Below are 18,296 nucleotides of genomic sequence, written 5' to 3' on the forward strand. Positions count from 1 at the left end.
CTGGCGAAGGAGCAGGCGATGGCACTGGTGGACTACGAGTACGCCGACGGGGCGGCCTGGCTGACCCTGGACAACCCCGACGCCGGCAACGCGATCACCTTCGAGTCCACCGCCGAGCTGGCGGCCGCGGTACGCCGGGCCGAACGAGACGGCGCCCGGGTGATCGTGCTGCGCAGCACCGGCCGCTTCTTCTCCGTCGGCGGCGACCTGGCCGGCTTCGCCCAGGCCGAGGACATGCCCGCCCACATGGACGACCTGGCCACCGCCATCCACCGCGTCATCGCCGGCCTGCAGCGCAACGACGCCGTCGTGGTCACCGTGGTGCAGGGGCCGGCCGCCGGGATCGGCTTCCCGCTGGCCGCCGCCGGTGACCTGGTGCTCGCCTCCGACAGGGCGAAGTTCACCCTCGGCTACACCAAGGTCGGGCTGGCCGGCGACGGCGGCACCGGCCTGCTCACCCGCACCCTCGGGTTGCACCGCACCCTGCGGCTGGCCCTGCTGAACGACCTGGTCGGCGCGGAGGAGGCGTACGCCGCAGGCCTGGTCGCCCGGGTGTTCCCGGCCGACGAGCTGGACGCGAAAGTGCGCGAACTGGTCGCTGGACTGGCCGCCGGATCGGCCACCGCCCAGGCCGCCGCCAAGCACCTGATTCGCGCCGCGGCCGGTGACGACGTCGAGGCACGACTCGCCGCCGAGGCGCGGGCGATGACGAGCGCCGCCGGCACCCCCGACGCGGTTGAGGGGATCGACGCGTTCCTCGGCAAGCGGCCCGCGAAGTTCGGCGGCGACGCGTGAGCGAGCCCCCCGCGGAGGTGCTGTTCAAGCTGGGGCGTCACTCCTATCACCGTTCTGCGCGGTTGGTGATGGCGATCATCAACCGCACCCCCGACTCGTTCTATGACAAGGGTGCCACCTGGGCCGCCGACGCCGCCTTCGACCGGGTCGCGCAGGTGGTCGACCAGGGCGCCGACCTGGTCGACATCGGCGGGATCAAGGCCGCCCCCGGCGCCGAGATCGACGTCGAGGAGGAGTCGCGCCGGGTGGTCGACTTCGTCGCCCGCGTGCGCTCGGCCTACCCGGACCTGGTGATCAGCGTCGACACGTGGCGGGCCGAGGTCGGCCGCCGGGTGTGCGCCGCGGGGGCCGACCTGCTGAACGACGCCTGGGGTGGGGCCGATCCGGCGCTCGCGGAGGTGGCCGCCGAACATGACGTGGCGATGGTGTGCACCCACACCAACTCGGTCACCCCGAGGACCCGGCCGCACCGGATCGAATATGACGACGTGGTCGCCGCCGCGGTGGAGTCGACGGTCGGCCAGGCCGAACGGGCGGTGGCCCTCGGGGTGGACCGGCAGCGGCTGCTGATCGACCCGGCGCACGACTTCGGCAAGAACTCGTTCCACTCGGTCGAGCTGACCCGGCGCCTCGACGAACTGGTCGGCACCGGCTGGCCGGTGCTGGTGTCGCTGTCCAACAAGGACTTCGTCGGGGAGTCGCTGGACCGCCCGGTGAACGAGCGGCTCATCGGCACCCTGGCCACCACCGCCATCTCGGCCTGGCACGGCGCCCACGTCTACCGCGTGCACGAGGTGGCCGAGACCCGGCAGGTGCTGGACATGGTGTCGGTGATCGCGGGCGAGCGGCCGCTGGCCCGGGCCGTGCGGGGGGTGTCGTGATCGAGCACGTGCTGTTCTGGCCGCACCCGCCGCTGCTGCTGGCCGAGTACGCCTCCCTGGCCGACCCCGGCGCGGGGGTACGCCGAGCCGCGCTCGCGCTGCTGGACGGCCTCGACCCGGCGGCCCGGGTGGTGGTGCTCACCGACGCCCCGGAGTGGCCGTCGACCCGGCGTACGCCGCTGGGGGAGCGGGTCGCCCGGGAGCTCCTGGCCCGGGTCGGACGCGAACCGGCCGCGGTGCTCGCCGTGGCCGAGAACGCCGACACGGCGACCGTCGAGGCGGCGGCCGAGCGGGTGCGGGCGGCCACCACGGACGCATCGGTGCTGCTGGTGCTCGGTGACGGCTCGGCCCGGCGCGGGCTGAAGGCACCGGGGCACCTGGACGAGCGGGCCGCCCCCTTGGACGGGGCCATCGGTGAGGTGCTGGCCGCCGCCGACCCGGCCGGGCTGCGCGCCCTCGACACCGCACTGTGCGCCGAGCTGATGGTGGCCGGCCGGGCGCCCTGGCAGGTGGCCGGCGCGGTGCTGGCGGGGCAGCGCTGGCGGGCCGACCGGGTCGGCTTCGACGACCCGTTCGGGGTCGGCTATCACCTGGCGCGGTGGACGTGCGCCGACTGATCGGCCCCGACGGGCTGCCCGAGCTGCTTGACGACCGGGCCCTCGCCGAGGCGTACGCCTGGACCGAGGGAGTGCGCGCTTCGATGCTGACCACCCTCGACGGGGTCGTCGCCGGATCCGACGGGCGCAGCGGATCATTGGGTGGTGCCGCCGATCGCACCGTCTATCGGCTCAACCGCAGCCTGGCCGAGGCGATCGTGGTCGGCGCCGGGACCGCCCGCACCGAGGCGTACGGTCTGCCGGCCGAAGGACAGCTGCTGGTGCTGGTCAGCCGCCGCGGGGAACTGCCGGAGCGGCTGGCCGCCGAGGCCGTCGACCGGCCCGGCCGGGTGGTGCTCGCGGCCGGCTCCGACGCCGACACCAGCCACGCCGAACGGGTGCTGGGTGCCGAGCAGGTCTGGCGGTTCGACACCCCGACCGTCCCGCCGCAGCCGCTTCGGGACCGGCTGCTGGCCGCCGGCCGGCGGCGGATCCTGCACGAGGGCGGCCCCTCGCTGCTCGCCCACTGGCTGGCCGCCGGGCTGGTCGACGAGCTGTGCCTGACCGTGGCGCCCCGACTGGTCGGTGAGGGCGTACGCCTGATGGACGGACCGGTGGGTGACCCGCGGCTGCGACCGCTGCTGCTGCTGGAGTCGGAGGGCTCGCTGCTCGGGCGCTGGGCGGTCCGGGTCACGGCTGCGTCACGGACTGGCCACTGAGCGTCCGACGGGTCAGCAACGTCAGGGAAGTGCGATACTGTGGCACACGTCTGGCCCCATCCCCCCGAGGGGCCGACGAGGTACCGGGTGGACAACCCCAGGAAGGGCGTGACGTGAGTCTGTTGAGGGCGAATCCTCGGCGCCGTAAGCGGCTGGTCGGAGCGGGACTGCTCGGCCTGACCGTCGCCGGCCTGAGCGGCTGTTCGGCCACCGGGCCGGGCCGTGGACACCTGTTTGGGCTGCCGGACCCGACCACCGAGCAGGCGCCGCACATCGGCAACCTGTGGGTGGGTTCCTGGATCGCCTGCCTGGTGGTCGGTGCCATCGTCTGGGGTCTGATGTTCTGGGCGTTCGCCCGCTATCGCCGCCGGCACAGCAACGAGGTGCCGCGCCAGACCCGGTACAACTTGCCGATGGAGATCATGTACACGGTGGTCCCGTTCCTGATCATCGGCGTGCTGTTCTTCTACACCGTCCAGGCCCAGGACAAGGTGCTCGCCAGCGCCCAGCCGACCCCGAGCACGCACACCGTCAAGGTGGTCGGGCAGAAGTGGTCGTGGACGTTCAACTATGCCAACGAGCAGGTCTGGGACGCCGGCACCATCGAGAAGACCCCCGACCTCTACCTGCCGGTCAACGAGACCACCACCTTCGAGCTGCACAGCCCCGATGTGATCCACTCCTTCTGGGTGCCGTCGTTCTACATGAAGATGGACGTGATCCCCGGGCGTACCAACACCTTCCAGGTGACCCCCAACAAGGAGGGGGTGTTCGCCGGCAAGTGCGCCGAACTGTGCGGCACCTACCACTCGGCGATGCTGTTCAACCTGCACGTGGTGCCCCGCGCGGAGTTCGACCGCAAGATGGCCGAGCTGAAGAGCCGGGGCCAGACCGGGGAAAACCTCGGCTCCCAGGGTGCCAACCAGTTGGCCCGAGCAAAGAAGGAGGGTGAGTGATGACAACCGTCGAGAGGGTTGCCGGCGCGACCAGCGCAGCACCCAGTGACCGCCGCCTCGGCGCGGTGGTGATGGACCTGCTGACCACCACCGACCACAAGCTGCTCGGCAAGATGTACATGGTCACCGGCTTCGTGTTCTTCCTGCTGGCCGGTGTGATGGCGCTGGTGATCCGCGCCGAACTGGCGTTCCCGGGCATGCAGTTCATGCAGTTCGAGACGTTCAACCAGATGTTCACCATGCACGGCACGATCATGCTGCTGATGTTCGCGACCCCGATGTTCTCGGCCTTCGCGAACGTGCTGATGCCGCTGCAGATCGGTGCCCCCGACGTCGCCTTCCCGCGGCTGAACGCGTTCTCCTACTGGGTCTACGTGGTCGGTTCGCTGATCGTGATGTCCAGCTTCCTCACCCCCGAGGGGCCGGCCTCCTTCGGCTGGACGGCGTACACCCCGCTGTCGAACAAGCTGAACAACCCCGGCGTCGGCGGCGACCTGTGGCTGATGGGCCTCTATCTGGTCGGTCTGTCCTCGATCCTCGGCGCGGTCAACTTCATCACCACGATCATGCTGCTGCGCGCCCCGGGCATGACCATGTTCCGGATGCCGATCTTCACCTGGAACACGCTGGTCACCTCGCTGCTGGTGCTGATGGTGTTCCCGGTGCTGGCCGCCGGCCTGCTGGTGCTGGAGGCCGACCGCCGACTCGGCACGCACGTCTTCGACGCCGCCAACGGCGGCCCGATCCTGTGGCAGCACCTGTTCTGGTTCTTCGGCCACCCCGAGGTGTACGTGCTGGCGCTGCCGTTCTTCGGCATCATCACCGAGATCCTGCCGGTGTTCAGCCGCAAGCCGGTCTTCGGCTACGTCGGCCTGGTCGGCGCGACCCTGGTCATCGCGGCCCTGTCGATGGCGGTGTGGGCCCACCACATGTTCGTCACCGGCGCGGTGTCGCTGCCGTTCTTCGCGTTCATGACGATGCTGATCGGCATCCCGACCGGTGTGAAGTTCTTCAACTGGATCGGCACGATGTGGCGCGGTTCGTTGAGTTTCGACACCCCGATGCTGTGGGCGTGCGGCTTCCTGACCACCTTCCTGTTCGGCGGCCTGACCGGCATCATCCTGGCCTCCCCGCCGATGGACTTCCAGGTGTCCGACACCTACTTCGTGGTCGCCCACTTCCACTATGTGCTGTTCGGCACCGTGGTGTTCGCGATGTTCGCCGGGTTCTATTTCTGGTGGCCGAAGATGACCGGCAAGATGCTGAACGAGACGCTCGGCAAGGTGCACTTCTGGCTGCTGTTCGTCGGCTTCCACACCACCTTCCTGGTGCAGCACTGGCTGGGCATCGAGGGCATGCCGCGCCGGTACGCCGACTATCTGCCGAATGAGGGGTTCACCCTCTTAAACCAGATCTCCACCGTCGGAGCGTTCCTGCTCGGCATCTCCTTCCTGCCGTTCTTCTGGAACATGTGGATCACCCGCAAGTCGCCCAGCGTGACTGTGGACGACCCGTGGGGCTGGGGCCGTTCGCTGGAATGGGCGACCTCCTGCCCGCCGCCGAAGAAGAACTTCACCTCGCTGCCGCGGATCCGCTCCGAGTCGCCGGCCTTCGACCTGCACCACCCGGAGGTGGCCGAGTTGGAGTACGCCGACAACGGCGCCGACAACCTGATCGACGCCAGCGACGATCGCGGCCGGGCAGGGCTGCTGCGGCAGCGCATCGCGAAGCAGGCGGGCTCCGAGCTCGAGAAGGGCGCTGACAACGAGAGGAAGCTCAAGCGGTGAGGACCGAGTACAAGATCTACCTGCCGTTGGGCCTGTTCTTCGTCGTCTGCACCGTCGCCTACTGGTTCTTCGGTCGGGTCGACGGCGGCCGGATCGAGTGGGTCGGCATCGCCGCGCTGGCGCTGACCGCGCTGATGGTTTTCCAGATCGGTTTCTACCTCTACTTCACCGCCCGCAAGATGGACCTGCGGCCCGAGGACCGGGCCGACGGGGAGGTCACCGAGGGCGCCGGCGACATGGGCTTCTTCCCGCCGCGCAGCATCTGGCCGTTCTGGGCCGCGGTCACCGCGGGCCTGGTGTTCCTCGGTCCGGTCTTCGGCTGGTGGTTGACCGTGCTCGGCGTCGGATTCGGCGCCCTGGCCCTGGCCGGCTGGATCTACCAGTACTACCGCGGCGACTACCAGCACTGAGCCGCGGCCGGTGCGACTGCTGGAGATCCACCGCTATCCGGTGAAATCGATGGGCGGTGAGTCGCTCGCCGAGGTCGAGATCGACGGTCGGGGACTGGTCGGCGATCGCTGGTTCGCGGTGGTGGACGCCGAGGGACACCTCGCCTCGGGCAAGAACACCCGCCGCTTCCGCCGCCACGACGCGGTGTTCGACTTCGCCGCCACGACCGGCTCCGACGGGGTTCGGGTAGGCCGCGCCGACGGCGACGAGTCCTGGCCGGTCACCGATCCCGCGCTGCCCGAACGCCTGAGCGGAGCGTTCGGCGTACCGGTCTCGATCCGGGCCGAGGACGCGGTCCCCCATCAGGACGCGGGTCAGCTCAGCCTGGTCGGGACGGCCTCGCTGGCCTGGTGCGCCGAGCGCTGGGGCGGCAGCCCGGACCCGCGACGGATCCGGGCGAACCTCGTGGTCGAGACCGACGAACCGTTCGTGGAGGACGGCTGGGTCGGCCGGCAGGTCGAGATCGGCTCGAGCGTGCTGCGGGTGGTCGGCCAGGTCCCGCGCTGCCGGATGATCGACCTGGACCAGGACGGGGTGGTTGCCGGGGTCGGCTGGCTGCGTCCGCTGGGGCAGGAACGGGGCACCAACCTGGCGGTGTACGCCGACGTCGCCGAGCCCGGTCGGCTGGCGATCGGGGACGAGGTGCGGCTGAACGGGTGAGTGTCAGAGGGTCTACCCCGGCCGACGTCGCCGGGGCCCTGCACGGGGAGCGGCTGATCCAGATGGGTGCCGACGGCACTCCCGCGTGCCGGAGTTCCTCACGTTGGAGCTGGGCCCGGCATTGGCCCTGTCACCGCAGGCAGCGTTGGGCCTGGTCGGGGATGTGCTCGACCTGCGGCACCGGCACCCGCGGTTGTGGTCGGCGGTGATCGGGGACTGGTGCAGGTCTGGGTCCACGCGGACCCCGCCGGGCGGCGGCACAGCCTGCCCACACGACGCCGTAGGCTGCGGCCATGGAGACCCTGGGTTCCCCGGACCGAGTCGGTGAGCTGCTCGGTAGGACCGGTTATCTGGCCGGAACCGAGTTGGCCACGAGCGTGTTCCTGTCCGCCGCGATGCAGCGACCGCTGCTGCTCGAGGGCGAGCCCGGCACGGGAAAGACCGCGCTCGCCGAGGCACTCGCGACCGGGCTGGGACTGCCGCTGGTGCGGCTTCAGTGCTATGAGGGGATCGACGCGGCGCAGGCGCTGTTCGACTGGGACTTCCCGCGCCAGATCCTGCACCTGCGCGCACTGGAGGCGGCCGGTTCGGTGGACGCCGACGCGGCCGAGCAGTCGCTCTATGCCGACCGGTTCCTGCTCGCCCGGCCGATCCTGACCGCGCTGCGTCAGCCGTCGGTGCTGCTGATCGACGAGATCGACCGCGCCGACGATGAGTTCGAGGCGTTCCTGCTGGAGGTGCTGTCCACCTGGCAGGTCAGCATCCCCGAGGTCGGCACCGTCTCCGCCGACACCCCGCCGTTGGCCGTGCTCACCTCCAACCGCACTCGCGAGCTGCACGACGCCCTCAAGCGGCGCTGTCTCTATCACTGGGTCGACCACCCCAGCTTCGGCGCCGAACTGGACATCCTGCGTACCCGCGCCCCGGAGGTCACCGCGCGGCTGGCCGAGCAGGTGGTCGGCGTGGTGCAGCGGCTGCGGACCGACGAGGGACTGCTGAAACCACCCGGGGTGGCCGAAACCATCGACTGGGCCCGCGCCCTGCACCGCCTCGGCGCCGCCGAGCTCGACCTGGCCCGGGCCGCGGCCAGCCTGGGCGCGGTGGTGAAATATCGCGAGGACCAGCACCGGGTCCGTCAGGCCCTCGATCGGCTGCTCACGCCATGACCCAGCCGGTCGGGGTGCGGCACCAGGTCGATGAGGTGCTGCTCGGGTTCGTCGCCGCGGTCCGCGCCGCGGGCGTACCGGCGGGTCCCGACCGGGCCCAGGCGTTTCTAGCCGCTACCGCGCTGGTCGGTCTGGACGATGCGGCGGCGGTGCGGGCGGCGGCCCGGGCGACCCTGTGCGCCCACCCCGACGACCTGCACCGGTTGGACCAGGTGTTCGAGAGCTGGTTCTCCGCCCGCGACCAGTCGCCGGGGATGATGCCGCCGGACCGGGAGCCGGTCCCGTTGCGCACCCTCGCCCTCGACGACTTCCCGCCCGGCGGGACGGCCGGCGACGAGTCCGACGCGGTGCGCGCCGCCGCCAGTCAGGTCGAGGTGCTGCGCCAGCGCGACGTCAGCGAACTCACCCCCGACGAACGCCGGCTGCTCGGCGCCCTGCTCGAGCAGCTGCCGATCCGCCTGCCGACCCGCCGCGCCACCCGGCACAGCCGCGCCCCGCGGGGCCAGGTCGACGCCCGGCGTACGCTGCGCGCCTCGCTGCGGCAGTGGGGAGAACCGGCGCAGATCAGCCACCGCCGCCGCGGCCGGCGGCCGCGACCGGTGGTGCTGCTGCTCGACGTCTCCGGCTCGATGGAGGGGTACGCCGAGGTGCTGCTCCGGCTGGCGCACCGCTACGTCCAGGCGGCCGGCGCCGGATCCGGGCGGCACCCGGTCGAGGCGTTCACCCTCGGCACCCGGCTGACCCGGCTCACCCGGGCGTTGCAGCACCGTGACGTGGAGCAGGCGATGCGGGCGGTGGCGCAGACGGTGCCCGATTTCTCCGGTGGCACCCGGCTCGGCGAGACGTTGCGGGCGTTCACCGAGCGATGGGGGCGGCGTGGGTTGGCCCGCGGGGCGGTCGTGGTGATCGTCTCCGACGGGTGGGAGCGCGGCGACTGCACCCTGCTGGCCGAGCAGGTACGCCAGCTCGGCCAGCTGGCGTACCGGGTCATCTGGGCGAATCCGCACCGTGGCCGGACCGGCTACCAACCCGTGCAGGCCGGAATCGTGGCAGTCTTGCCTCACCTGGATGCGTTCGTCGCCGGCCACTCGCTGGCGGCGTACACCGAGCTGGCGGAGGTGGTCGCCGATGCGTGAGGTGCTGAACGAGCTGCTCGAGTGGTGGGAAGCGGGGGAGACCGTCGCGCTCGGTACCGTCGTCGCCACCTTCCGCTCGGCCCCGCGGCCCCCGGGCGCGTCGATGATCGTCGGACCGGCGGGGGAGGCCGTGGGATCGGTCTCCGGCGGCTGCGTCGAGGGGGCCGTGCACGGGCTGGGTGAACAGGTGATCGCCGACGGGCGACCGGTCCTGCAGCGCTACGGTGTCTCCGACGAGATCGCCCTCGGCGTCGGGCTGACCTGCGGCGGCATCCTCGACATCTGGGTGGAGCGGGTCAACCGCGACACCTTCCCCGAGCTCGGTGAGATCGCCGCGGCGATCCGGGCCGGTACGCCGATCGCCGTCGCCACCGTGGTCGCCCACCCCGACCCGCAGTGGCTCGGTCGGCGCATGCTCATCGACGAGAACGGCACCCCGGATCGGTCGCTGATCTCGGCGCGCGCCACCGACGCGATCGCCGACGACGCTTCCGGTCTGCTCGCCACCGGCCACCATGCCACCCTCCAGTACGGGATTGACGGGGAGCGACGCGGCGAGGGGATGCGCGTGTTCGTCTGGGCGTTCGCCCCGCCCCCGCGGATGCTGGTCTTCGGCGCCATCGACTTCGCCGCCGCGGTGGCGCGGGTCGGCACCTTCCTCGGGTATCGGGTCACCGTGTGCGACGCACGGCCGATCTTCGCCACCGCCAGTCGCTTCCCCGAGGCCGATGAGGTGGTCGTGCGCTGGCCGCACCGCTACCTGCGCGAGGAGGCCGAGGCCGGCCGGATCGACGCGCGCACCGTGCTCTGCGTCCTCACCCACGACCCCAAGTTCGACGTCCCGCTGTTGGAGGTGGCGCTGCGGCTGCCGGAGGTGGCCTACATCGGCGCCATGGGCTCCCGGCGTACCCACGAGGACCGGTTCAACCGGCTCCGCGAGGCCGGACTCGGCGACGCCGAACTCGACCGGCTCGCCTCACCGATCGGACTCGACCTGGGCGCGCGTACGCCCGAGGAGACCGCCGTGTCGATCGCCGCCGAGATCATCGCCCAGCGCTGGGGCGGCAGCGGCGACCCGCTGCGGCAGCGCACCGGTCGGATCCACCACGATCCCTTGCCGTCCGAGGCCGCTGGTCAGTAGGGTCGTGGCAGACGTGACCGGGATCACGTTCCCGGCAAAGGTGCCAACAGGAGGCCGCATGACCAGGATCACCCTCACCGTTGACGGCGACAAGGTGTCCGACGACGTCGAACCGAGGCTGCTGCTGGTGCAGTACCTGCGCGACAGAGTCGGCAAGACCGGCACCGTGATCGGCTGCGACACCTCCAACTGCGGCGCCTGCACCGTCCATCTCAACGGCCGCTCGGTGAAGTCCTGCAACGTGCTCGCGGTCCAGGCCGATGGCGCCGACGTCGTGACCATCGAGGGCTTGGCCCACAGTGCCGGCGCCGGCGCCGGCGACGGCAGCTCGCCCCCGCTGCACCCGGTGCAGGAGGCGTTCCGGGAGTGCCACGGCCTGCAGTGCGGCTTCTGCACGCCGGGGATGATCATGCAGAGCGTCGACCTGTTGAACGAGAATCCCCATCCCACCGAGGAAGAGGTACGCCTGGGGCTCGAAGGCAACCTGTGCCGCTGCACGGGCTATCACAACATCGTGCGTGCGGTGCTGCACGCCGCGGGGGAGGGATCCAAGTGAGCGTCGACACCGACCAGCAGAGCAAGGAGATCGGCCGGGAGCGGCGCCGCAAGGAGGACGAGCGGCTGATCACCGGACGCACCAAGTGGACCGACAACCTGACGGTCCGCGGCATGCTGCACCTGGCCATGGTGCGCAGCCCGTTCGCGCACGCGAAGATCACCAACATCAACACCGAGGACGCCAAGGCCGCCCCGAACGTGATCGGGGTGATCACCGGCGCCGACATCGCCGACGAACAGGGTGCGCTGCCCAACGCCTGGCCGATCGCCCCGGACCAGAAGACGCCGGCCCACCCGCCGGTCGCGGTGGACCGGGTCACCTTCGCCGGCGAGATCGTCGCCGTGGTGATCGCCCGCAGCGCCGCCGAGGCCCGCGACGCCGCGGAACTGGTCGACGTCGACTACGAGGAACTGCCCGCGGCGCTGGACCTCAAGGAGGCCGCCGCGGACAAGGTGCTCGCGCACCCCGACCTGGGCACCAACAAGTCGGCGTTCTGGAAGTTCGACTCGGCCGAGGCCGGCACCGGCGGCGACGTCGAGCGGGCGATCGCCGAGGCCCGCGACGGCGGCATCGTGATCGAGCGGGAATACCGTCAGCAGCGGCTGATCCCGGCGTTCATGGAACCGCGCTCGGTGCTCGTCGACCCGACCGGTGAGCAGATCACCATGTGGTCGGCCACCCAGATCCCGCACATCCTGCGCTTCCTGCTGGCCGCGGTGCTGGGCGTACCGGAGTCCAAGGTGCGGGTCATCGCCCCCGATGTCGGCGGCGGGTTCGGCGGCAAGCTGCAGACCACGCCGGAGGAGTTCATCGCGATGGTGCTGGCCCGGCGCCTGGCGAAGCCGGTCAAGTACACCGAGACCCGCTCCGAGTCGCTGATGGCCGCCCACCACGGCCGCGACCAGTGGCAGAAGCTGACCCTGTCCGCCACCAAGGAGGGCAGGGTCACCGGGATGAAGGTCGAGCTGCTGGCCGACCTCGGCTCCTACGTGTCGCTGGTCGGCGGCGGCGTACCGGTGCTCGGCGCGTTCATGTTCAACGCCATCTACAAGTTCCCGGCGTACCAGTTCAACTGCCAGACGGTGCTCACCAACAAGACTTGGACCGACGCCTATCGCGGCGCCGGCCGTCCGGAGGCCACCTTCGGCATCGAGCGGATGATGGACGAGCTGGCCGCCGAGCTCGGCGAGGACCCGCTGGTGGTGCGGGAACGCAACTGGATCACCCACGAGGAGTTCCCGTTCACCACGGTCGCCGGGCTGGAGTACGACTCCGGCAACTACGAGGCCGCCACGGCCAAGGCGAAGGAGTCCTTCGGCTACGACGAGCTGCGCGCCGAGCAGCAGCGGCGCCGCGAGTCGAACGACCCGGTCCAGCTGGGTATCGGGGTGTCCACCTTCACCGAGATGTGCGGGCTCGCCCCGTCGCGGGTGCTCGGGTCGCTGTCCTACGGCGCCGGCGGCTGGGAGCACGCCTCGATCCGGATGCTGCCCACCGGCAAGGTCGAGGTGGTCACCGGGGCCAGCGCCCACGGCCAGGGCCACGAGACGGCGTTCTCCCAGATCGTCGCTGACCGGCTCGGCGTACCGTTCGAGGACATCGAGATCCTGCACGGCGACACCCAGATCGCGCACAAGGGTCTGGACACCTACGGCTCCCGGTCGCTGGTGGTCGGCGGCGAGGCGGTGGTCAAGGCCGCGGACAAGGTGATCGGGAAGGCGCGTCCGATCGCGGCGCACCTGCTGGAGGCGAACGCCGAGGACCTCGAGTTCGCGGCCGGGAAGTTCAGCGTCAAGGGCACCGACAAGGGCGTCTCCATGCCGGAGATCGCCCTGGCCACCTTCGCCGCACACAACCTGCCCGACGGGGTCGAGGCCAGCCTGGACTCCGACGCCACCTTCGACCCGGTGAACTTCAACTTCCCGCACGGAACCCACCTGTGCGCGGTCGAGGTGGACACCGAGACCGGTCAGGTGCGAATGCGAAAGTACGTGTGCTGCGACGACATCGGCATCATCATCAACCCGCTGATCGCCGAGGGGCAGGTGCACGGCGGGCTGGTGCAGGGCATCGCCCAGGCGCTGTGGGAGGAGGCGGTGCACGACGAGTCCGGGACGCTGGTGTCGGCCTCCTTCGTGGACTATCTGCTGCCCACCTCGGCCGACACGATCAGCTTCACCGTCGAGCACACCACCAGCCCGTGCACCACCAACTCGCTGGGCGCCAAGGGCGTCGGTGAGGCCGGCACGATCGCCTCCACCCCGGCGGTGGTCAACGCCGTCGTCGACGCGGTACGCCACCTCGGCGTCGACGACATCCAGATGCCGTGTACGCCCGAACGCGTCTGGAAGGCGGTGCGTGCTGCCACCGGTCAAGGAGGGGCCGGTGGCGGTGGGAAGGACCAGACCGAGGCTGCGGCCGCCCCGCACTTCGATCAGGCAACCGGTGACCAGGGCACCGCCGATCGCACCGCCGGCGCCGACGACCAGGGTGAAGGAGTACAGGCATGATCCCCGCAACCTTCGACTATGTGGCGCCCACCTCGGTGGTCGAGGCCCTGGCCGCGCTCGCCGAGCACGGTGACGACGCCAAGGTGATGGCCGGTGGGCAGAGTCTCCTGCCGGTGCTGCGGATGCGGCTGAACGCCCCCGAGGTGGTGGTCGACATCGGTCGCATCGATGAGTTGCGCGGCGTGCGGGAGGAGGGCGACGCGATCGTCATCGGTGCGCTGACCACCCACCACGACGTGATCGCCGACCCGCTGGTGAAGGAGCACGCGCTGCTGCTGCACAAGGCGGCGGTCGAGGTGGCGGACGCCCAGATCCGGCACCGCGGCACCCTCGGCGGGGCGCTCGCCCACGCCGATCCGGCCGGGGACCTCGGGGCGCCGATCCTCGCGCTGGACGCCGAGCTGGTGATCGCCGGTCAGGGCGGGGAGCGTCGGGTGCCGGCTCAGGAATTCTTCGTCGACCTGTTCGAGACCGCGGTCGGTGACGACGAGCTGTTGACCGCGATCCGGATCCCCAAGCACACCGGCTGGGGGGCGCACTACGAGAAATTCGTCCGGGTGGCGCACCAGTGGCCGATCGTCGCGGTGGCAGCCACCGTCGGCGCTGACGGGGCGGCCGTGGCGCTGACCAACATGGGCTCCACCCCGGTCCGGGCCAGCGCGGTGGAGCAGGCGCTCGGCGGGCGGGTGGACGACGAGAGCGTACGCCGGGCCGCGGCCAGGGCGGCCGAGGGCACCAACCCGCCCTCGGACCTGAACGGCGACGCCGACTATCGTCGACACTTGGCCACGGTGCTCACCCGACGAGCGCTGCTCAAGGCCGCCGGTATCGAGGACGGAGCCTGATCCGATGGAGCTGAAGCACAACTTTTCCGTACCCACAGGGATCGCCGAGACCTGGCAGCACTTCGGCGATCCGCAGGGGCTGGCCGAGTGCTTCCCCGGGGCGCAGGTCACCGGCGTCGATGGGGACTCGTTCACCGGCACCGCCAAGATCAAGCTCGGCCCGATCGCGCTGGTCTACACCGGCACCGGTGAGTACGCCGAGCGCGACGAATCCGCGCACCGGCTGGTGGTCAACGCCAAGGGCAAGGACAAGCGCGGCAACGGCACGGCCGGCGCCACGGTCACCGTCCAGCTGAGCGAGGCGGGCGCCGACCGGACCGATGTCGACGTGACCACCGACCTCAACGTCACCGGCAAACCCGCCCAGTTCGGCCGCGGGATGATCCAGGACGTCTCCGACAAGCTGCTCGGCCAGTTCGTGCAGTGCCTGGAGCAGAAGCTCACCGCCGAAGACTCCGACACCGAGAGCGAGGACTCCGCACGTTCCCCGGGCGAGGAAGCGGCCCCCTCACGGTCCCTGAGCGAGGAGCGCAGCGACGAGTCGAAGGGGGAGTCCGATCCCGGCGCCCCGAGCGAGGCCGGCACGGAGCAGGCCGAGCAGGTGCCGCCGCCCGCGCGCTCGATCCGCGAGGACTCGCCGATCCCGATGAACGAGGAGCAGCCCAAACGGGCGGCGTCGGACCGGGCGCAGGAGTCACAGCAGGGGCAGAAGCAGCAGGACAAGCAGGACGACTCGCTCGACCTGGGTGCCACGGTGCTGCCGATCCTGGTCAAGAACTACTGGCGCGAGGGGCTGATCGCGATCCTCGGGCTGCTGGTGCTGCGCAACCTGTTCCGGAAGTGAGGGTGCTCCGCCCCTCTTGGTCATTGCGTGCCACTCAACGGCGGAACCACCCCTCAAAACGGTGCGATTCGCGGTTGAGTGGCACTCCATGACCAGCGTCGGGAGCTGACCTCGACCATGACCACCGCGGGCCTGCTGCTGGCCGCCGGCGCCGGACGCCGAATGGGCCAGCCCAAGGCGCTGGTCAGCGACGCCGACGGCACCCCGTGGGTACACCGCGCCGCCACGGTGTTGGCCGAGGGCGGCTGTGATCCGGTGCTGGTGGTGCTCGGTGCGGCGGCCGACCAGGTCCGGCAACTCCTTCCCGACACGGCGATCCCGGTGTTCGCCGCCGACTGGGAGCAGGGGATGGGCGCCTCGCTGCGGGCGGGTCTGGCCGCCCTGCCCGAAACCGCGCCCCACGCCACCGCCGTGCTGGTCGGCCTCGTCGACACCCCCGGAGTCACGGCTGGGGTGGTGGCCCGCATCCTCGCGGCCGGCACCGATCCGGGCGTCCTGGCGCGGGCGGCGTACCACTCAGACCCCGGCCACCCGGTGCTGATCGGCCGCGACCACTGGGCCGAGGCCGCCCGCGTCGCCACCGGTGACCGTGGCGCCCGCGACCTGCTGGCCCGACCGGGCGTACGCCTGATCGAGTGCGGGGACGTCGGAGACGGGGCCGACGTCGACCGCCGAACCTAGGCCGACGGGCCGCCACGAAGCAGACCACAGACCGCTGCGGCCCGAACCCGACGCTTCCTAGGCTCGACGCATGACCGACACCCACCTGGCCGACCTGGAACGCCAGGCGGCCCAGCCACCGCCCGAACCCGACTGGCGACTCGGCGCCCGACTGCCGATCGCCATAGTGCGCAGCATCCAACGCTTCCAGGTGGGGGAGAGCGGCGACGGAGCCACCCTGATCGCCAGCGCTCGCGCGGCCGGCGACCCGGCGTACGCGCGGGCGGTTGAGCTGTTCGTGGCCGAGGAGAACGAGCACGGCCGCCTGCTCGCCGAGCTGCTGCGAGCCGCCGATCAACCCCTGCTGGCCCGGCACTGGAGCGACACCATTTTCGTCGGCCTGCGGCACCTGCTCGGGCTGCGGCTGGAGCTGCTCGTGCTGATGGTGGCCGAGGTGGTCGCCCTGGAGTACTACCGGTTGCTCCGCGACGGTATCGACGACCCGCTCACCCGCCAGGTGGCAGGCCGGCTGCTGGCCGACGAACGCCGCCACGTGCCGTTCCACTGCGCGCGACTGCGAGCGGGCTTCGGGCACTGGCCGGCCGCACTGCGGCGTACGCTCTGGGCGGGTTGGGCGGTCCTGCTCACCGGGGCCGCGGCCGTCGTGGCGCTGGACCACGGACCGGCGATCCGGCAACTCGGCAGCTCCCGGGCGCTTTTTCTGCGCGCGGTGCTGGCCGACTTCCGCGCGGTCGCCCCGACCGCGCTGGGGTGAGGGTCAGCTCCAGCTGGCGCTGAGCGGGCGCCCCTCCTCATAACCGGAGACCGACTGGATACCGACCGTGGCCAGATCGCGGAACTCGGGCAGCGACCGCGCCCCGGCGTACGTGCAGCTCGAACGCACCCCCGAGACGATGAAGTCGACCAGATCCTCGACACCCGGGCGATCCGGATCCAAGTACATCCGCGAGGACGAGATGCCCTCCTCGAACAACCCGGCCCGGGCCCGGTCGAAACCGGACTGGTCGCGGGTCCGCATCTTCACCGCGCGCGCCGACGCCATCCCAAAGGACTCCTTGTACTGCCGGCCCCGGGCGTCCACCTTGAGGTCACCGGTCGACTCGTGGGTCCCGGCGAACCAGGAGCCGATCATCACCGACCCGGCCCCCGCGGCCAGCGCCAGCGCCACATCGCGCGGATAGCGTACGCCGCCGTCCGCCCACACCGAGCGATCGAGCTGCTGCGCGGTCTCGGCGCACTCCAGCACCGCGGAGAACTGCGGCCGGCCAACGCCGGTCTGCATCCGGGTGGTGCACATCGCGCCCGGTCCGACGCCGACCTTGAGCACGTCGGCCCCGGCCTCGGCCAGGTCCTTCACCCCGTCGGCGGTCACCACGTTGCCGGCGACGATGCGTACCTTCCGTGCCACCTCGTCGCGCACCCGGCGCACCACCGCGAGCGCCTCGATCATCTTCTCCTGGTGCCCGTGCGCGGTGTCCACCACCAGCACATCGGCGCCGTGGCGCAGCAGTGCCTCGGTCTTGCCCGCGACGTCACCGTTGATGCCGACCGCGGTACCGATCTTCAACCGGCCGTCGGCGTCCACCGCCGGCTGATAGAGCGCCGAGCGCAGCGCGCCCCGGCGGGTCATCACCCCGACCAGGTGGCCGTCCTCGACCGCCACGGCCAGCTCCTGGTGGTTGGCGGCGAGCTCGTCGAAGATCTCCCGCGGGCTGGCGGTGGGGGAGACCGTGACGAAGTCGCTCATCACCTCGTGGGCCTGGGCAAACCGGTCCTCGTCGATCGCATCGCTCGGGGTGACCACGCCGAGCGGTTTCAACGGCCCGTTCTTCCGGTCGCCGTCGACCACCAGTACGGCCCCGTGGGCGCGCTTGGGCAGCAGGCTCATCGCCTCGCCGAGGGTGGTGTTCGGGGTGACCATGATCGGGGTGTCGAACACGGTGTGCGAGCGCTTCACCTTGTCGATCGCCTCGCCGACGATGTCGGTCGGGATGTCCTGGGGGATGATCGCGATCCCGCCGCGGCGGGCGATCGTCTCGGCCATCCGCCGCCCGGAGATGGCGGTCATGTTCGCCACCACCAGCGGCAGCGGGGTGCCGAGGCCGTCGGTCGAGGTCAGGTCCACATCGAGCCGGGACGCGACCGACGAGCGCGACGGCACCATGAACACGTCGCTGTAGGTCAGGTCGTGGGTCGGCTGGTTCTGGTTCAGAAAGCGCACCGGACTGATTTTACGCCGCCTCGCGCGCGACGCGCCCAATCCCCGCGCTTCAGGACAGTCGTCGAACCCCCGCGGCGACTCTGCGGAGGGAAGACGGGCGACGCGGGGTTCTCCTTGGTGTCCTTCCAGAGCGGGGGCGCGTCGCCAGACGCTCGGCGGCGGGTACGCCGCCTCGCGCGCGACGCGCCCAATCCCCGCGCTTCAGGACAGTCGTCGAACCCCCGCGGCGACTCTGCGGAGGGAAGACGGGCGACGCGGGGTTCTCCTTGGTGTCCTTCCAGAGCGGGGGCGCGTCGCCAGACGCTCGGCGGCGGGTACGCCGCCTCGCGCGCGACGCGCCCAGTCCCCG

The 18,296-nt window shown here is 71.1% G+C and carries 18 protein-coding genes; 17 read left to right on the forward strand and 1 reads right to left on the reverse strand.

Annotated features, from left to right (window positions below):
- Window positions 1-18: 18 nt before the first annotated feature.
- The 17 genes from CGZ93_RS10125 (at window position 19) to CGZ93_RS10205 (ending at window position 16,480) form a co-directional block, all read left to right on the forward strand.
- The gene (locus tag CGZ93_RS10125; protein WP_094364022.1) at window positions 19-795 is read left to right on the forward strand and encodes an enoyl-CoA hydratase/isomerase family protein; all 777 of its coding nucleotides are present in this window, start codon (window positions 19-21) and stop codon (window positions 793-795) included.
- A complete protein-coding gene (gene folP / locus CGZ93_RS10130; protein WP_324252446.1) occupies window positions 792-1,676 on the forward strand; it encodes a dihydropteroate synthase in 885 nt (294 codons plus the stop codon). Before CGZ93_RS10125 ends, folP begins: the two co-directional genes overlap by 4 nt.
- A complete protein-coding gene (locus tag CGZ93_RS10135) occupies window positions 1,673-2,293 on the forward strand; it encodes a class III extradiol ring-cleavage dioxygenase family protein (RefSeq protein WP_094364023.1) in 621 nt (206 codons plus the stop codon). Before folP ends, CGZ93_RS10135 begins: the two co-directional genes overlap by 4 nt.
- Entirely contained in the window at window positions 2,275-2,991 is a 717-nt protein-coding gene (locus CGZ93_RS10140) for a dihydrofolate reductase family protein (protein WP_094364024.1), read from the forward strand. The genes CGZ93_RS10135 and CGZ93_RS10140 overlap by 19 nt, the downstream gene beginning before the upstream one ends.
- 113 nt (window positions 2,992-3,104) lie before the next feature.
- On the forward strand, window positions 3,105-3,947 hold the full coding sequence (ctaC, locus tag CGZ93_RS10145) for an aa3-type cytochrome oxidase subunit II (protein ID WP_229117351.1): 843 nt from the start codon (window positions 3,105-3,107) through the stop codon (window positions 3,945-3,947).
- On the forward strand, window positions 3,947-5,734 hold the full coding sequence (gene ctaD / locus CGZ93_RS10150; RefSeq protein ID WP_094364025.1) for an aa3-type cytochrome oxidase subunit I: 1,788 nt from the start codon (window positions 3,947-3,949) through the stop codon (window positions 5,732-5,734). The genes ctaC and ctaD overlap by 1 nt, the downstream gene beginning before the upstream one ends.
- Window positions 5,731-6,144 (forward strand): cytochrome c oxidase subunit 4, encoded by a 414-nt coding sequence (locus CGZ93_RS10155; RefSeq protein WP_094364026.1) that lies wholly within the window; start codon window positions 5,731-5,733, stop codon window positions 6,142-6,144. The genes ctaD and CGZ93_RS10155 overlap by 4 nt, the downstream gene beginning before the upstream one ends.
- Window positions 6,145-6,154: 10 nt before the next feature.
- Window positions 6,155-6,844: an MOSC domain-containing protein gene (locus CGZ93_RS10160; RefSeq protein ID WP_094364027.1), complete on the forward strand. Its 690-nt coding sequence runs from the start codon at window positions 6,155-6,157 to the stop codon at window positions 6,842-6,844.
- A 293-nt stretch (window positions 6,845-7,137) separates the two neighbouring features.
- Entirely contained in the window at window positions 7,138-8,010 is an 873-nt protein-coding gene (locus CGZ93_RS10165) for an AAA family ATPase (protein ID WP_094364028.1), read from the forward strand.
- Complete coding sequence (locus CGZ93_RS10170) at window positions 8,007-9,146, forward strand: vWA domain-containing protein (RefSeq protein ID WP_094364029.1); 1,140 nt, start codon at window positions 8,007-8,009, stop codon at window positions 9,144-9,146. The genes CGZ93_RS10165 and CGZ93_RS10170 overlap by 4 nt, the downstream gene beginning before the upstream one ends.
- Complete coding sequence (locus CGZ93_RS10175; RefSeq protein WP_094364030.1) at window positions 9,139-10,287, forward strand: XdhC family protein; 1,149 nt, start codon at window positions 9,139-9,141, stop codon at window positions 10,285-10,287. Before CGZ93_RS10170 ends, CGZ93_RS10175 begins: the two co-directional genes overlap by 8 nt.
- Before the next feature lie 58 nt (window positions 10,288-10,345).
- Complete coding sequence (locus tag CGZ93_RS10180; RefSeq protein WP_094364031.1) at window positions 10,346-10,843, forward strand: (2Fe-2S)-binding protein; 498 nt, start codon at window positions 10,346-10,348, stop codon at window positions 10,841-10,843.
- Window positions 10,840-13,356 (forward strand): xanthine dehydrogenase family protein molybdopterin-binding subunit, encoded by a 2,517-nt coding sequence (locus CGZ93_RS10185; protein WP_229117352.1) that lies wholly within the window; start codon window positions 10,840-10,842, stop codon window positions 13,354-13,356. Before CGZ93_RS10180 ends, CGZ93_RS10185 begins: the two co-directional genes overlap by 4 nt.
- Window positions 13,353-14,201 (forward strand): FAD binding domain-containing protein, encoded by an 849-nt coding sequence (locus tag CGZ93_RS10190; RefSeq protein ID WP_094364032.1) that lies wholly within the window; start codon window positions 13,353-13,355, stop codon window positions 14,199-14,201. The genes CGZ93_RS10185 and CGZ93_RS10190 overlap by 4 nt, the downstream gene beginning before the upstream one ends.
- Before the next feature lie 4 nt (window positions 14,202-14,205).
- Window positions 14,206-15,045, forward strand: coding sequence for an SRPBCC family protein (locus CGZ93_RS10195; RefSeq protein WP_094364033.1), 840 nt, complete (start codon window positions 14,206-14,208; stop codon window positions 15,043-15,045).
- Between the two features lie 78 nt (window positions 15,046-15,123).
- Window positions 15,124-15,726, forward strand: coding sequence for a nucleotidyltransferase family protein (locus CGZ93_RS10200; protein ID WP_229117353.1), 603 nt, complete (start codon window positions 15,124-15,126; stop codon window positions 15,724-15,726).
- A 70-nt stretch (window positions 15,727-15,796) separates the two neighbouring features.
- Entirely contained in the window at window positions 15,797-16,480 is a 684-nt protein-coding gene (locus tag CGZ93_RS10205; RefSeq protein WP_094364034.1) for a ferritin-like domain-containing protein, read from the forward strand.
- Window positions 16,481-16,483: 3 nt separating this feature from the next.
- Here the strand turns inward: CGZ93_RS10205 and CGZ93_RS10210 are convergent, their stop codons facing one another.
- The gene (locus CGZ93_RS10210) at window positions 16,484-17,947 is read right to left on the reverse strand and encodes a GuaB1 family IMP dehydrogenase-related protein (RefSeq protein WP_094364035.1); all 1,464 of its coding nucleotides are present in this window, start codon (window positions 17,945-17,947) and stop codon (window positions 16,484-16,486) included.
- Window positions 17,948-18,296 lie beyond the last annotated feature (349 nt).

It is taken from the genome of Enemella dayhoffiae (genome assembly GCF_002250625.1).
In the GTDB taxonomy this organism is placed as follows: domain Bacteria; phylum Actinomycetota; class Actinomycetes; order Propionibacteriales; family Propionibacteriaceae; genus Enemella; species Enemella dayhoffiae.